The following is a 16,717-nucleotide window of genomic DNA, read 5'->3' as shown; positions in this document are numbered from 1 at the left end:
TCAAATATTTGAGTTGATGGGAGGTACAGTTTATATGGAAATGAAAAAAATGTTAAACAATGACCGTATTAAACCATATTTATTAAAAGCACGTTTTGGAGTTGAAAAAGAAAGTCAACGAATTGACCTATCAGGAAGTTTAGCTAAAACGGAACATCCCAAAAGCATTTCAGTAAGAGATGAACATCCTTATATTCAGCGAGATTTCTCTGAAACACAAATGGAATTAATCACACCAGTTACCGAGACACTAGGAGATTTATTTAATTACTTAGCAGCTATCCATGATGTTGCCTATCGTTCTATGGGAGATAACGAAATGCTTTGGCCATTAAGCATGCCACCACAGTTGCCCGAAAAAGAAGAAGATATTGTTATTGCGAAACTTAACAATCATGAAAATGTTTTATATCGTCGATATTTATCTAATTCTTATGGTCGACGAAAACAAATGATTAGTGGTATTCATTACAATTTTGAATTTAGTGATGATTTGATTCAGGCATTATTTGAATTACAATCAGAAATAAAAGATTATCATCAATTTAAAACAGAAATTTATCTGAAAGTCACAAGGAATTATTTACACTATCGATGGTTAATAACTTATTTCTTTGGTGCTTCTCCTAGTAGTGAAAAGAATTTCTTTGAAATAAATCCTTTAAATGCCGCCGTAAGAAGCATTAGAAATAGTAAACATGGTTATAGTAATGAAAATGATGTTCAAGTATCCTATAGTAGTTTACAGAACTATATATCTGATCTTTCTTCGCTGGTGAATAAAGGGGTTTTATTAGAAGAAAAAGAATTTTATGCCTCTGTCCGTTTAAGGGGCGGTCCTCAAGTTTCAGATTTAAAAAATCATGGTATTCGTTATATTGAATTAAGAAACCTAGATTTAAATCCTTTTGAAACATATGGAATTAGCCATGAACAAGCAGAATTTCTACATCTTTTCCTTATCTATTTACTATGGATTGACCAAGACGATAATAATGATGAATGGGTAAAAATCGGTGACTTTCAAAATAATGTAGTGGCTCTTGAACATCCGTTAGAACATACGCAATTTAAGACAGATGCTGAGCGTATTATTGATGAAATGGAACATTTAACAGGGCTGTTAGACATAACGATTTCGAATACCTTGTTTGTTAACTTGAGAGAAATGCTAACAGATCCAAGTAAGACTTTAGCTGGAAGACTTTATAAAGAGATTATAAAAAGTAGTCAAAGTCAGGTAGCTTACCGTATTGCTAAAGAAAATTATAAAAAAGCATGGGATAAACCATATCAACTATCAGGATTTACTGACATGGAGTTGTCTACACAAATTTTAATGTTTGATGCTATTCAACAAGGAATACAAGTAGACGTTTTAGATCGACAAGATCAATTTTTAAAACTACAGCTAGGAAATCATGTTGAATATGTGAAAAATGGGAATATGACAAGTAAAGATAGTTATGTATCACCATTAATTATGGAAAATAAAACAGTAACAAAGAAAATTCTTCAACAGCATGGATTTCGTGTACCAATAGGTGAGGAATTTAGTGATATAGAAAAAGCTTTACGTTCCTATGATATATTTGCAGGAAAGCCTTTTGTCGTTAAACCAAAAACAACAAATTATGGTTTAGGAATATCTATCTTTAAAGAAGACGGAGCAAGTTACGAAGACTATCAAAAAGCACTCACAATAGCATTTAAAGAGGACTCATCAGTATTAATAGAAGAATTTATTAATGGAACAGAATATCGATTTTTTGTGCTAGATGACAAAGTTTCTGCCGTTTTATTACGAATTCCTGCCAATGTTATAGGAGACGGTTCACATACGATTGAAGAGTTAGTCGCTCAAAAGAACCTGAATTCATTAAGAGGAATGGACCATAGAACACCTTTAGAAAATATACAATTAGGTGAATTAGAGGTCCTAATGCTTAAAGCTCAAGGGTATCGAAAAGATTCAATTCCAACAAGTGATGAAATTGTTTTCCTGCGAGAAAATTCTAATGTCAGTACAGGTGGAGACTCAATTGATGTGACAGATCAAATTCCCGATGATTATAAGAAAATTGCCGTAGATGCTGTGTCGGCACTTGGAGCTAATATTAGTGGTATTGATTTGATTATTGAAAATACAGAAGTTCCTGCAGCTAATAAAAATGCTTATGGAATTATTGAGGCAAACTTTAATCCATCGATGTATATGCATATATATCCGTATAAAGGCAAATCCAGACGTTTAACAATCTGTATATTACGTTATTTATTCCCTGAACTACCAAGAAAATAATTTAGAAGTTTTCGAGATGTTAGAGGGATTAGTACAAAAATTGTAAATGATGTAACAAGTGGAGACATTACTTTTTAATTAATTGGGACCTCTGAGAGGTCCCAATTTAAATTATTATTTTAGAAACAGGCGTATGAGAAATGAGTTATTGGAATGCAAGTTTGAAGAAGATAAAATAGGGGGCATATCAGTGAAAAATTTAGAAAGATATTTTGACTTATTTGATCAATCAAGAACAAGCGAAAAAGGGATACAGCCGAGATATACATGTTATCTATACTTAGGAGTAAAAACCTTAATTTAAATACATGTAAACAATGTGTTTGACAACGATCCTTGCAACATCGAAGTCTACAACCGTTCGTTGCCCTCAAGGTAACGGACGCGCCTTAAGGAGCTCTTAAGAGACACGGTTTATCCAAGTGAGGTTATTCGATACCTTCTCATTGCACTACTTTGAATACGTTAAATACATTGTTTACTTAGTTAAGATATCAAATATTTAACGTATCTTATCACTCAATTTTTCTTCTTAGAATACTTTAAATACTTCTGATTTTCATAGTATAGATAATACTCGTACCTTGGCTGTACCCCAACGTAATAGTTGATATAAAACTTACGTTAAGCAAATTCCCACGAAATTTTCACTATTTGATTCTTTAAAAAAAGTAGTAAACTAAGTAATCGGTTCCTTAACGTACAGGAATCAGTTTAAATATGTCTAAATTGTGTCTAAACGTACAATTTTCTTTTTTGGGTATGGTGACCCCTTGTAGTCTATTTCTTTATTTTCAATGAAGTTTAACGCATGGTTCATTCTTTTAGCCAATTGTGAACATCAAGTAGAATGACACAATTTCTGCTATAATAACTGAAACACATTACTGGAAGTTATCATTCACATTTTATAGTGAATTGCATCCTCTAATAACAAGACATCTGTTAATCATTTTCTGATTTTATAAGGCAAAGATAAGTAACAAAGAGACAATAATACATTTTAATAAGTAAAATAATGTATTTTTGAGCTTTCTATATGTAGTTATTGAATTAAAACAGTTTAGTTAAAGTACATTTATTTGCATACTTATTTTCAACAATGTAATTCAAGAAGAAGTAGAAAAAGAAATTACCTCTATGCAATAATAAGCAAGGAATGGGGGGGATAAGTTATCCTTATGTTAAATACTATCTACCGAGGTAATTAATTGAACGAAGTTTGAATTTATTCAAAATAGATACCCTGTATTACTCTAGTATAATAGATTTGGTTCTTACAACAATCTATACATAGTTTCTTATGTATCTTTAGGTGAAAACTCACAAAAAATAAAGAAAATACAGTAAGGGCATTTTTTTTACCTCTTAACTTTGTTACAACAATAGGGATGCCAAATTCGACACCCCCTTGTTTAGATAGTTCTAATCGGAAGATTAGTTAATATTGTTTTTAATATATGATGACTTAATGTTATGAGCAAGTTCATCTAATATAGCTTTCTTCTTATTATTTGAAGAATGACAAGTTAATATAAGCAAATCCACTAATTCTGGTTGCATATTAGATATCTCCTGCAAATAATCCTTATCAAATTCTTTCATAACTTCATATAATTTGCTCATTTTAATGAAATTCCACATCAATTTTCTTTTTATTATTTGGTGTAGTCTTTAACATTTTTACTTCTAATACACCATTTTTATAGGTTGCTGATACTCCCTCGGTAGATACAAGACTCGGAAGTGTTATAGCTCGGTGAAAACTACCTGTGTAACGTTCTTTTCTATACATATTTTTTTCTTTTGTTTCATTTGTTTTGTTTATAGAACCGCTAATCGATAATACATTATTTTCAATATCAATGTTTACGTCTTCTTTTTTCTCAAGTCCCGGTATATCACAAGTTGCAACAACTTCATTTTCACTTTCATGCACATCTACCTTAATACTTCCAAAGTGCTCTTTGTCCCCACTAAAATCAAACGGTAGGTCAGAAAAGATACGGTCAAAATCTCTTCTTATATTTACTAATTGTCTAAATGGGTCATAAGGTGTTAATGACATAGTTACATTCCTCCTTCATTTATCATTCATATTCTCTTCATTTCTCATGAAATTATTCGCTTATGTATTATTTTCCTGATTTTTTCACAATTGGGGTACGGAAACGATTCGGGAGATGAGGGGCCACTCTGGGATTTAATTACAAATATAAAAAAGAACTTTATTCAAGTTCTTTTAATCTACGATATAGAGCGGCCTGACTCACTCCTGTAATCTGACATATTTCCTTTACTGTTTTATTGGTATGTTTTCGTAATTCAATTGCATGGTTCATGCCAGGATGTTTATCTGTGTATTTCTTCACTCTTCCTCTATATACTCCTTTTTGTTTTGCTAGCTTTATTCCCGCATGTTGTTTTTCTTTAATCATTTCACGATCTAATTCACTAAAGGCAGCCATGACAGTTAAGAAGAACTTGCCCGTTGGAGTTCTTGTATCAATTCCTAAATTTAAAATCGCAAAGTGAACATCCTTTTCCCGAAGTTGTTCTACTAATTGTAATAGCTGAATGGTATTTCGACCTAAACGATCCATTCTAGTTACAACCAAAGTATCCCCAGTAATTAGTTTTGACAGTATAGTGTCTAACTCTGGCTTTTGTTTTGTTACTCCACTTACTTTTTCTTTAATAATTTCATCTACTCCATATTTCATGAGCTGTTCAATCTGTGTATCTAGATTTTGATCTTGTGCACTTACACGAGCGTATCCATAGACCATTTTTCTCCTCATTTCAAATATATTTTTGATAAGTGTTATTGAGAGTCTCTGAGACTAATAATATCAAGGAAAGAATTTCTTCTCAATAGGGCACACTCTATTGATATATAATTGAACTAATTAACTGAATAATTATGGAAATGGGATGATACTGAATGAAAATTGCGAGAGGTAGAGAATTGCTTACACTGGAACAGAGGCAGGATTTTATGCAAATCCCTGAAGATGAATGGATATTGGGGACCTACTTCACTTTTTCCAAACGGGATTTAGAAATAGTTAATAAGCGAAGGAGAGAAGAAAACCGTTTAGGGTTTGCTGTTCAATTAGCTGTTCTTCGGTATCCCGGTTGGCCATACACTCATATCAAAAGCATCCCGGAATCAGTCATACATTATATATCGAAACAAATCGGTGCCACTCCATCTTCGATTAGTCTTTATCCTCAAAGAGAAAATACACTTTGGGATCATTTGAAAGAACTTCGAAGTGAATACGACTTTGTAACTTTTACTCTAAGAGAATATCGAATAGCATTTAAGCATCTTCATCAATTAGCTTTTGAAAATGGCGATGCCATACATCTACTACATGAATGTATAGATTTTCTAAGAAAAAACAAAATCATACTGCCTGCTATTACTACACTTGAAAGAATGGTGTGGGAGGCAAGGGCAATGGCTGAAAAGAAACTGTTTAATACTGTTAGTCAATCTCTTACAAATGAACAAAAAGGAAAGCTTGAAGAGATCATTACTTCGCAGCATCCATCCGAATCCAATAAAACGATATTGGGTTGGTTAAAGGAACCGCCGGGTCATCCTTCACCCGAAACATTTCTAAAAGTAATAGAACGACTCGAATACATACGAGGAATGGAATTAGAAACGGTACAAATTAGTCATTTGCATCGCAATCGCCTGTTTCAACTATCTCGCTTAGGCTCAAGATATGAGCCATATGCATTCCGTGACTTTCAAGAAAATAAGCGATATTCGATATTAACCGTCTATTTATTACATCTTACTCAAGAGTTAACGGATAAAGCTTTTGAAATTCATGATAGACAAATACTTAGTCTGTTATCAAAAGGCCGTAAGGCTCAAGAGGAAATTCAGAAACAAAACGGTAAAAAGCTGAATGAGAAAGTTATACACTTTACGAACATCGGACAAGCTTTAATCAAAGCAAAAAAGGAAAAATTAGACGTTTTTGAGGTTTTAGAATCCGTTATCGAATGGAATTCTTTTGTCTCTTCGGTCGAAGAAGCTCAGGAGCTTGCACGCCCTGACGACTATGATTATTTAGACTTACTGCAAAAACGATTTTATTCACTTAGAAAATATACGCCAACGCTATTAAGGGTATTGGAATTTCATTCTACAAAAGCAAATGAGCCACTTTTACAAGCTGTTGAGATTATCCGTGGAATGAACGAATCCGGAAAGCGAAAAGTGCCTGATAACTCACCTGTGGATTTTATTTCAAAACGTTGGAAAAAGCATTTATACGAGGATGATGGTACAACAATCAATCGTCATTACTATGAAATGGCTGTTTTAACAGAACTTCGGGAGCATGTTAGGGCAGGAGATGTTTCCATTGTTGGCAGCAGACAATATAGAGACTTTGAAGAATATTTGTTTTCAGAAGATACATGGAATCAAACGAAGGAGAATACAAGATTATCAGTTAGTTTATCATTCGAGGATTATATGACGGAGAGAACCAGCAGCCTTAACAAAAGGTTAAAGTGGTTAGCTACCAATTCCAACAAGTTAGACGGGGTTTCTCTTGAAAAAGGAAAGCTGTCAATTGAACGCTTAGAAAAAGATGTTCCAGAAGAAGCAAAAAAATTTAGTGCAAGCCTGTATCAGATGCTACCAAGAATAAAATTAACCGATTTACTGATGGATATTGCTTATATAACAGGATTTCATGAGCAATTTATTCATGCTTCCAATAATCGAAAACCGGATAAAGAAGAAACAATTATGATTATGGCTGCTCTTTTAGGAATGGGAATGAATATTGGTTTAAGCAAAATGGCTGAAGCAACACCCGGACTTACATATAAGCAATTGGCCAATGTATCACAATGGCGCATGTATGAAGATGCAATGAATAAAGCCCAAGCCGTATTAGTAAATTTTCATCACAAATTGCAATTGTCCTCCTATTGGGGAGACGGTACAACATCCTCGTCCGATGGTATGAGAATGCAGATAGGCGTTTCATCGCTACATGCAGATGCAAACCCACATTATGGAACTGGAAAAGGAGCCACCATCTATCGTTTTACAAGTGATCAATTTTCTTCTTATTACACAAAGATTATTCATACTAATTCAAGGGATGCGATTCATGTTTTGGATGGTTTGTTACACCATGAGACGGATCTAAATATAGTAGAGCATTATACAGACACGGCTGGTTACACAGACCAAATATTCGGACTGACCCATTTATTAGGATTTAAATTTGCTCCAAGAATACGAGATTTATCAGACTCGAAATTATTTACAATAGATAAGGCAAGTGAGTATCCAAAATTAGAAGTCATTTTACGTGGACAAATAAATACAAAGGTCATTAAAGAGAATTATGAGGATGTTTTGCGATTAGCTCATTCTATAAGGGAAGGAACAGTTTCAGCATCCCTTATTATGGGGAAATTAGGTTCTTATTCAAGACAAAACAGCTTGGCTACAGCCTTACGTGAGATGGGCCGAATAGAAAAAACGATCTTTATTTTGAATTATATTTCGGATGAATCATTAAGAAGAAAAATACAAAAAGGATTGAATAAAGGAGAAGCCATGAATGGACTGGCAAGAGCTATTTTCTTCGGAAAACAAGGAGAGCTTAGGGAACGAACCATACAGCATCAATTGCAAAGAGCCAGTGCCTTAAACATCATTATCAATGCCATCAGTATCTGGAATACTTTACATCTAACAAAGGCAGTTGAATATCAAAAACGGTCAGGTAGTTTTAATGAAGAATTATTGCACCATATGTCACCTCTAGGTTGGGAACATATTAATTTACTTGGAGAATACCATTTTAATTCGGAGAAAATGGTCTCGTTAGATTCTTTAAGACCCTTGAAACTTTCTTAACGTTGTTAAAACTGGGGGAATAGTCGGGGAAATGGGCTTAGCGTTGTAAATCCGCATTTTCCTGACTGTACCCCTTATTGAAAAAAGAAGCCCAAGCTAGAAAAAAGAACGGTACTGACATTAAACGATCAATTGCAATAGGACCAACTTTTATTATCCGTTCTCCAAGTATCGAAGCGTTCGGAAAACAGTATATCATTAACAAGATCAGTACCCCAATTGTATAAAACAGCCATCCGAGTCTTTCTAATTTTCGGTAATCAATCAGCATCATCCCTAACGCTGTTGCAATACCAAGAACAACAGCTATCACCTTATCCATTAGTAAATCATTCATGTATCCAAAGGCTATAACCGGCAAAAACCCTAACCCCATCGCAGCCACTAATAAACCAATTAAAAACCAATCAACCTTTGGCTTATGAAGTTTGTTAAGTTCCTGCCCCAGTTTAATCGGACTCCCCATTTGTTCAACGGCCTTATCTTCAGCAACTTCCTCACTTAACCCTTTTTCTATCCACATATTCTTCGCCTGTTTTAAGTGAAAGTCTAGTTCCGTTGCCACCAAGTCCTTCGCTTCTTTTGATTTAATATGGTTCGTAACCTCTTTTAAAAAATGCTCCCCTTTTTTGTTCAATTTGTTCTCACTCCTGTACTAATCCTTTTAATATAAATCGTGCCTTCGTAGCATTCTTCTCTGCCTTTCGTACCATCTTGTTTCCTTTATCATTTAATTGATAATATTTAGCTCCCGCGTGGTCCCAGCTAGATTGGATAAAGCGATTCTGCTCTAGCCGATGTAATAAAGTGTATAGAGACCCTTCATCACCTTCGAATTTTTGAATCCCTCTCCCCCGCAACAGCTGCATCAATTCATAACCTGTTTTTTCATTCATAAGAAGTTGCAACACTGCTAAAAGGATATCTTCTTCTTTTTCGGACGATTGATTGATTTTTTCGCGCACCCGCTTTTGGTGCTGATCAGAAAAACTCAAATGTTTAAACGTTGTGTTCTCCATTGATTTTCGCAAACCTTTTAATCGATCTTCCATGTGATTATTCCTCCAATCCTTTCTTCAAAAGCTCCTTTGCTTTTTTCAGTCTCGTTTTTATCGTATTTTCCTTTACTTCTATTACTGTAGCAATCTCTTTAATTGATAATTCCTCATAATAAAATAAATAAATCACTTCTCGATATTTGATCGGTAAATTCATTACTGCAGAAGTCAGTTCACGATCCTCCGCATTTTGAATGACAGTTTGTTCCACACTTTCTTTTTGACTCCCCATATACGTAAAGTCATACTCTGTCACGATAACTTTTTTGTTATACCAACTTTTTAAATAGTCCTTACAATGATTGATTGCAATTCTCCATAACCATGTTTTTAAGTTCGAATTCCCTTTATATGTATGAAGAGATTTATAGCATTTCACAAATATATCTTGCGTTAAATCCTCCGCAACCTCTTTATTATTCACATATGAATACACAAGCTGTAAGACTTCTTGTCCATACTTGTTCATGATTTCGTCGATAAGGTCCTCCTTATCTTCTATTTCAAACGCTTCTACCGTTAATTCATCCACAGCATTTCCTCCTTCCCATATATTAGACGACGCACTGTATGGAAAAGTTTTATAAATTAAATAAAAAAATGTAATTGATAATAACATTTTTTATAAAACACTTCCTCAGCAAATTACATATAATAAACCGAATAGTTATTACACTACATTCACCTAAAGAGCGTCTTTCTCCCAAGGCGCTCTTTCATTTTGAAATTCTTCTTCAAAAACCGCTAAATAAAAAAGAACCCATTTAATCATGGGTCCCCCTTCTTCCTAACACTCACTTAAAGAATCTAATATCTCATAGCCATACAAAGAGGGCTTCATAATATCAAAACCGATAAATTCTTCATACTTCTTATCCGAAAAATAAAATACGATATTATGAAATAACACTTTTTGCAAATGAGTATCCTGAGAAAGTCTAAATGAGTATATGTATGTATTATCATTTGAAGTTTTCTTTATATATATTTTACTCTTATTTGTTAATTCTTTTAATTTACGAGCATTTTCTCCAAAAAACTCTATCCCCACTATACGATCGAATTGATCTATATCTAAATTTAATGTCGGATTTTCTTCCAATTCTTCAGTTGATTCAATCTCAATTTCTGAAGTGAATGGAATTACATACAGATATGCCATCTGGATTGCAGGGTCGTAAGTAATTAATTTTTTCATGATACACCTCATATCGGTATCTTATTTTTTTGTATTACACTTATCTCAATAAACTAAATATTAGGTTTTCGAGTTATAAAATACAAGTATAGTATTTGAATTTCTATACATAACGCAGCTGCTTGCTATTGTTGATCTACTGCTTTTCTAGTTCTGTTGTTTATTTCATCTGAACGTTGTTATCATTATCCTTATTTTTTAGTTATGTTTGTTTATTTAACAAGGTTGAATGAAAACCTTAACTTGTAGGCGGTCACAAATAAGTTGTATATGACAAAACACGCTTTACACACTACCCAACCATTTAAAACTAGGGCTTTTCATCCATTTGTCTTGTTCCCTATTTTAAAACATAATACAATTAAAATGTAACTTAATAAGCTATAACTAGTAGGTGTGGTAATCATCTCTTCCATTTCGAAAAAAGGGGGAGGTGATAATATGATCGCGATGTTTGTAATGAAATTAATGTATGGTATCCTAACCGGAGCTGGCGTTGTCATCGGTAGAAGATACGTCGGTCCATGGCTAATTTCTGTATACAAAAAAGCGAGAACCACCCTGCTTCGTGGAAAAGGTAAGGGCGGTTCTCGGCTAAAACGTTAATGTAATTTTCTTATAACCGCACCTACTACCACCACAATAGCAAGTTAGGTTACAAAGGCAGAAGTTTCTCAGGCTTCTGTCTTCTTTATTTTATGCAAAATTCATACTATATACTCTACCATCATTGTAACACATTTTATTTATTTTTAGTCAAGATAAAAAAACACCTGAAGAGGTTCTCTTCAGGTGTTTCTCTATTTTACGCTAATGCAGCTGCATGTTCTTGTTGATCTACAGGAATGACAGCGTCTGTTAATGCTTTTTCTAGTTCTGCTGTGTATTTCATTTGCTCTTCTTTGCTCCAGCCTAGTTTTGCAGCCATGTAGTTGATTACTGCTTCTTTCCACTCGTATACCCAGTGAATGTTGAAGAATACAGCGCCTCTGCGACGTACGAAGAAGTCGACTGGTTTTGCTGTCATTTCGTAATCCATTGCGTATACAAGTGGGATTAGAACGTCTAGCGGCATGTTGTATTCTTTCGCTTCGTCTTTATGTTTTTTCGCTAATTCGAACAGTACGTCTACGTTAGAGCCGTAGAATTTTGCGAATTCTTCTGCTTGTGCTGTCGTTAAACCGTATTTCGTACCTTCTCCTGCTTTTTTCGCGATAAATGCTGGTAATCCTTTAGATCCATCTACATGTCCACCAGAGATTGGCATATGTTTCGTTGAGCTCTTCGGATATGCACTATGGCCTTCTTTTTGTAGTAAGTTCGTTACGTAGTCTACTACCATTTCAGCCATTTTGCGGTATCCTGTTAATTTACCACCTGCGATTGTAATTAAACCAGATTCAGAAGTCCAAATTTCGTCTTTACGAGAAATTTCAGATGCACTCTTACCTTCTTCGTAAATTAACGGACGAACACCAGCCCAGCTTGACTCGATGTCTTTTTCCGTAATTTTTACGCTTGGGAACATGTAGTTAATCGCATTAATGATGTACGTGCGATCTTCTGTTGTCATTTGTGGTACAGCTGCGTCTTTATCATAGAACGTATCTGTTGTACCTACATAAGTTTTCCCGCCGCGTGGAATCGCGAATACCATACGTTTATCTGGTGTATCGAAGTAAATTGCTTGCCCTAATGGGAAACGTTTTTGATCAATTACTAAGTGAACACCTTTTGATAACTGAAGTACTTTTCCTTTTTTCGAGTTATCTTTTTCACGAAGTGTATCTACCCAAGGACCAGCTGCGTTTACAATTTTCTTACCGTAAACTTCGTATACTTCACCATCTAGTAAATCGATTACACGTACACCACATACTTTTCCATCTTTATATAAGAAACTATCTACTTTTGCGTAGTTAACAGCTTTTGCACCGTGCTCAATTGCTTCTTTCATTACTTCAATTGTAAGACGCGCATCATCAGTGCGATATTCTACGTAGTAACCGCCGCCTTTTAATCCTTCTTGTTTTACAAGAGGCTCTTTCTTCAGCGTTTCTTCACGGTTAAACATTTTTCTGCGCTCGCTTCGTTTTACACCTGCTAAGAAGTCGTATACACGAAGACCAATTGATGTACTGAATGATCCGAACGTACCACCTGTATGGAACGGAAGTAACATCCACTCTGGTGTTGTTACATGGGGACCGTTCTCATATACGATCGCACGCTCTTTACCCACCTCTGCTACCATTTTCACTTCAAGTTGTTTTAAATAACGTAGACCACCGTGTACAAGCTTCGTTGAACGACTTGATGTACCTGCTGCAAAGTCCTGCATTTCAAACACAATTGTTGATAACCCGCGTGTTGCTCCATCTAATGCAATACCAGAACCAGTAATACCTCCACCAATTACGATCACATCTAATTCTTGTTTATTTACTCCGTTTAATACGTCTTTACGTTGTTTACTTGAAAATTTCATGGTAATTCCTCCCTTTGATAACGAAAAAAGAGACCACAAACTCCGCTATAGATTTCGCCTCTATAGCGTGTTGTGGTCTCTCCAAATCTCCTACCGAATTATTAACTTGTCACCATTATAACACTGTTTATGATTATTTGAAAGCTTTTGTTGCTTCAATTGCTTTTTTCCATCCAGCATATAGCTCTTCGCTTGTTTCCGCTTCCATCGTTGGTTCAAAGCGTTTGTCCATATGCCACTGTTCTTTAATTTCATCTTGGTTTTTCCAATATCCAACCGCAAGACCAGCTAAGTACGCTGCACCTAAAGCTGTTGTTTCATTGATTACCGGACGCTCTACAGGAACGTCTAAAATATCACTTTGGAACTTCATTAAGAAGTTATTTTTAACTGCTCCGCCATCAACGCGTAATGTTTTTAGTTCAATACCTGAATCTGCTTCCATTGCGCATAATACGTCTTTTGTTTGGTAAGCTAAAGATTCTAGTGTTGCACGAATGAAGTGCTCTTTCGTCGTACCGCGCGTTACACCAAACATAGCGCCGCGTACTTCACTATCCCAGTAAGGTGTACCTAAACCTACGAATGCTGGTACAACGTATACACCGTCAGTTGATTCAACGCGATTCGCATATACTTCACTCTCACTTGCATCTTTAAACATGCGCATTCCGTCACGTAACCATTGAATTGCAGAACCTGCTACGAAAATACTTCCTTCTAATGCGTAGTTTACTTTACCATCTATTCCCCATGCAATTGTTGTTAATAGGCCATGCTCAGAAGCTACTGCTTTTTCACCAGTGTTCATTAACATGAAGCAACCAGTTCCGTAAGTATTTTTCGCCATACCTTCACCGAAACAAGCTTGTCCAAATAATGCCGCTTGTTGGTCACCAGCTACACCTGCAATCGGTACATTTTGACCGAAGAAGTGATAGTCAATTGTTTCTCCATACACTTCAGATGATGGACGTACTTCTGGAAGCATGCTCTTTGGTACTGTTAACATGTCTAGAAGTTCATCATCCCATTGTAAGTCGTGAATGTTAAACATTAACGTACGTGATGCATTTGAGTAATCCGTTACGTGCGCTTTACCACCAGATAGTTTCCATACAAGCCACGTATCAATTGTTCCGAATAATAAATCGCCGTTTTCTGCTTTCTCTCTTGCACCTTCAACGTTATCTAAAATCCATTTTACTTTCGTACCAGAGAAGTATGCGTCAATTAAAAGACCTGTTTTTTCGCGAACCATTTCGCTATATCCTTTTTCTTTTAACTCATCACAAATTTCAGCTGTTTGACGAGATTGCCATACGATTGCGTTATAAATTGGTTTGCCTGTTGTTTTATCCCATACAACCGCTGTTTCACGTTGGTTCGTAATACCGATACCAGCGATTTGTTCTGGTTTTACATCTGCTTCGCTTAAGCAAGTTGCGATAACTGCTAAAATAGATCCCCAAATTTCTTGCGCGTTATGCTCTACCCAACCTGGCTTTGGAAAATGTTGTGTAAATTCTTTTTGAGCTGAATGAACAATTTCACCTTTTTTATTGAAAAGAATTGCGCGTGAGCTAGTTGTTCCTTGGTCTAATGAAAGAATATATTTTTTCATAATGGTTTCCCCCTTATGCTACTTTTCTACTATTTGTATTGCTTCCACTTTTTTTACTTGTCATATAAGAGATTGCTAGTACAATCACAGTTGCAATAATCACATAAATAAGTGCTGCATTTTGTTTTCCTTCAAATACAACTTGATGGAATAATCCTGCCAGTGATCCACCTAAAATTGGACCTACTACTGGAATCCATGCATATTTCCAGTTTGAACCACCTTTTCCTGCAATCGGAAGGAAGAAGTGCGCGATACGCGGACCTAAATCACGTGCTGGGTTGATTGCGTATCCTGTCGTTCCACCTAATGATAAACCAATACTTACAATTAAGAAACCTACGATAAATGGATTTAATCCATCTGCAAATTTATTTGCACCAATTGCTAATATACCAAATACTAAAACGAATGTCCCAATCATTTCACTTAATAGGTTTGCAAATGTGTTCGGAATTGCTGGACCTGTTGCAAATACGCCTAACTTTGTTCCTGGATCTTCTGTTTCTTTCCAGTGTGGTAAGTAATGTAAATATACGATAACTGCCCCGATAATTGCTCCAATCATTTGTGCTGCGATATAACCAGGTACGTCACTCCATGGGAACGCTCCCTTAAATGCTAATCCTATCGTCAAAGCTGGATTCAAATGTGCTCCACTAATTGATCCAACCGCATACGCTGCAACCGCTACCGCTAAGCCCCAGCCCATTGTAATAACAATCCAACCAGAATCTTTCGCAAACGACTTCTTTAAACTTACACCAGCACAAACGCCGCCACCAAGTACGATTAACAACGCAGTCCCTATTAACTCTCCTAAAAATGCTGACATAGTATCCCTCCACAATCAATTTAAACGCTTCCAAATGTGATAGAGGTAAAATGAATGGCCATTCGTTTTTGTCAAAAGAAAAAGACCCACAGCTTTGCACGCTTCTATATAAATTTATATAGAAACAATGAAATGTGGATCTCTACTTTTCTCCGTCACGTTTATTAACTTGTCTATAATGTTAACTGTTAATGAAAGCGGTGTCAACAGAATTATTTCACATTTTCGTCACTTTTTTTGGTAATGTTTCCATAGTTCGCGTTTTGATGTCGTAATTGCTGTCGCACCAGCATTTAAAGCTCTCTCTACATCATCAACAGTACGAATGAAACCACCCGCTAAAATCGGTACACCAGTACGCTCTTTCACTTCAGCGATCACGTCCGTTAACGCTCCTGGGAGCACCTCTATATAATCCGGCTTCGTCTTTTCTAAAAGATTGCAACTCTTCTCCATTGCACTCGAATCGATTAAAAAGATACGCTGAATTGCCACAACACCTTTTTGCTTCGCCTTCATAATGACGCTCGCCTTTGTTGAAAGTAACCCGTACGGTCTAAACTCCTGACATAAATATTCCGTCGCATGCCCATCACTCTGCAAACCATGAATTAAATCCACATGTAAAAACACCTTTTTACAATATTGCTTCGCAAGCGATATAACACTCTTCAATTGACCGACATGAATATCTAAAATAACGATATACTCATACGAACTATGTAATAGCTTTTCCAAATCTTTAATTTGCCTCACTGCCGGCAAAATCTTTTGTTCATGAAATTCCATTCTATATGTCCCCTTCTTTATGTCGTCCTATCCTTTATAGTACACAATTTAAGTGAAAAGAACAGCTAGTGTAGGGGATTTCTTTCATTTTTCTCGTTCTTCTTTTAAGCGTTCACTAAAAATCATACTATGTTTCTCACCTATCTACTTCTAGTATGAGCAAATACATGATGATGAGTAAAGCGAGTTGTCGTTGCGTTGGCTGTGTAACTTGTGCGTTACAGCTTATAATGGTGCTATTTAGTATGTACATTCTATATGCTATGTTCCAATAATAATTTCCCGAACAATAACCGTGCTTCTTAATATTGTCGTTTTGTGTCGGTAAGTCGATATCCTATGTCGAATCGTCGATATATTGAAAAAATCGTTGATATATTTCAAGTTGTGTTCGATATATTGGTTCCGTCAAGAAGTCTGTGTAATTTGATAAGGCCCAATACATTGGTTTATCCAGTATGAATTTATAATGATTTGGTATGTGAAAAGTGAAGCTAGCTTCACTTTTCACA

Annotated in this window: 13 protein-coding genes and 1 pseudogene; 3 read left to right on the top strand and 11 right to left on the bottom strand. The window is 35.5% G+C overall.

The features are described 5' to 3' along the window. The first annotated feature begins 34 nt into the window (after positions 1–34). Positions 35–2,302, top strand: a complete 2,268-nt coding sequence (gene gshAB / locus ACTFSI_RS05330) for a bifunctional glutamate--cysteine ligase GshA/glutathione synthetase GshB (RefSeq protein ID WP_061681022.1) — start codon at positions 35–37, stop codon at positions 2,300–2,302. A 1,437-nt stretch (positions 2,303–3,739) separates the two neighbouring features. On the opposite strand, the gene ACTFSI_RS05325 is transcribed toward gshAB, so the two are convergent. The 3 genes from ACTFSI_RS05325 to ACTFSI_RS05315 form a co-directional block, all read right to left on the bottom strand. Beyond that, on the bottom strand, positions 3,740–3,865 hold the full coding sequence (locus ACTFSI_RS05325; protein WP_255256528.1) for a hypothetical protein: 126 nt from the start codon (positions 3,863–3,865) through the stop codon (positions 3,740–3,742). A 64-nt stretch (positions 3,866–3,929) separates the two neighbouring features. Next, entirely contained in the window at positions 3,930–4,370 is a 441-nt protein-coding gene (locus tag ACTFSI_RS05320) for an Hsp20/alpha crystallin family protein (RefSeq protein WP_000060050.1), read from the bottom strand. A 160-nt stretch (positions 4,371–4,530) separates the two neighbouring features. Next, positions 4,531–5,091, bottom strand: a complete 561-nt coding sequence (locus ACTFSI_RS05315) for a recombinase family protein (RefSeq protein ID WP_000262479.1) — start codon at positions 5,089–5,091, stop codon at positions 4,531–4,533. 155 nt (positions 5,092–5,246) lie between these two features. Between ACTFSI_RS05315 and ACTFSI_RS05310 the strand changes: the two genes are divergently transcribed. Continuing rightward, on the top strand, positions 5,247–8,213 hold the full coding sequence (locus ACTFSI_RS05310; protein ID WP_440045258.1) for a Tn3 family transposase: 2,967 nt from the start codon (positions 5,247–5,249) through the stop codon (positions 8,211–8,213). 76 nt (positions 8,214–8,289) lie between these two features. Here the strand turns inward: ACTFSI_RS05310 and ACTFSI_RS05305 are convergent. From ACTFSI_RS05305 to ACTFSI_RS05290, 4 genes and pseudogenes are all read right to left on the bottom strand, one after another. Beyond that, positions 8,290–8,850: pseudogene (locus tag ACTFSI_RS05305) on the bottom strand (permease prefix domain 1-containing protein); the annotation flags it as partial. Positions 8,851–8,857: 7 nt separating this feature from the next. Further along, positions 8,858–9,265, bottom strand: a complete 408-nt coding sequence (locus ACTFSI_RS05300; RefSeq protein ID WP_042874536.1) for a PadR family transcriptional regulator — start codon at positions 9,263–9,265, stop codon at positions 8,858–8,860. Positions 9,266–9,269: 4 nt separating this feature from the next. Further along, positions 9,270–9,803 carry a sigma-70 family RNA polymerase sigma factor gene (locus tag ACTFSI_RS05295; protein ID WP_138322366.1) on the bottom strand — a complete coding sequence of 178 codons (534 nt, stop codon included), beginning with the start codon at positions 9,801–9,803 and terminating at the stop codon, positions 9,270–9,272. Positions 9,804–10,058: 255 nt separating this feature from the next. Continuing rightward, on the bottom strand, positions 10,059–10,469 hold the full coding sequence (locus ACTFSI_RS05290) for a DUF2283 domain-containing protein (RefSeq protein WP_070805415.1): 411 nt from the start codon (positions 10,467–10,469) through the stop codon (positions 10,059–10,061). Between the two features lie 441 nt (positions 10,470–10,910). Between ACTFSI_RS05290 and ACTFSI_RS05285 the strand changes: the two genes are divergently transcribed. Continuing rightward, positions 10,911–11,075, top strand: a complete 165-nt coding sequence (locus ACTFSI_RS05285) for a hypothetical protein (RefSeq protein ID WP_000561155.1) — start codon at positions 10,911–10,913, stop codon at positions 11,073–11,075. Positions 11,076–11,274: 199 nt separating this feature from the next. On the opposite strand, the gene glpD is transcribed toward ACTFSI_RS05285, so the two are convergent. From glpD to glpP, 4 genes are all read right to left on the bottom strand, one after another. After that, positions 11,275–12,957, bottom strand: coding sequence for an aerobic glycerol-3-phosphate dehydrogenase (gene glpD / locus ACTFSI_RS05280; protein ID WP_044792646.1), 1,683 nt, complete (start codon positions 12,955–12,957; stop codon positions 11,275–11,277). Between the two features lie 133 nt (positions 12,958–13,090). Beyond that, the gene (gene glpK, locus ACTFSI_RS05275) at positions 13,091–14,581 is read right to left on the bottom strand and encodes a glycerol kinase GlpK (protein WP_000759991.1); all 1,491 of its coding nucleotides are present in this window, start codon (positions 14,579–14,581) and stop codon (positions 13,091–13,093) included. A gap of 13 nt (positions 14,582–14,594) precedes the next feature. After that, a complete protein-coding gene (gene glpF, locus ACTFSI_RS05270; protein ID WP_001272193.1) occupies positions 14,595–15,416 on the bottom strand; it encodes a glycerol uptake facilitator protein GlpF in 822 nt (273 codons plus the stop codon). A 228-nt stretch (positions 15,417–15,644) separates the two neighbouring features. Further along, complete coding sequence (glpP, locus tag ACTFSI_RS05265) at positions 15,645–16,205, bottom strand: glycerol uptake operon antiterminator GlpP (protein ID WP_000394287.1); 561 nt, start codon at positions 16,203–16,205, stop codon at positions 15,645–15,647. Between the last annotated feature and the right edge of the window lie 512 nt (positions 16,206–16,717).

Source organism: Bacillus cereus group sp. MYBK101-2 (assembly GCF_051918845.1).
Taxonomy (GTDB): Bacteria; Bacillota; Bacilli; order Bacillales; family Bacillaceae_G; genus Bacillus_A; species Bacillus_A paranthracis.
This window is presented reverse-complemented; position numbering and strand designations above follow the sequence as displayed.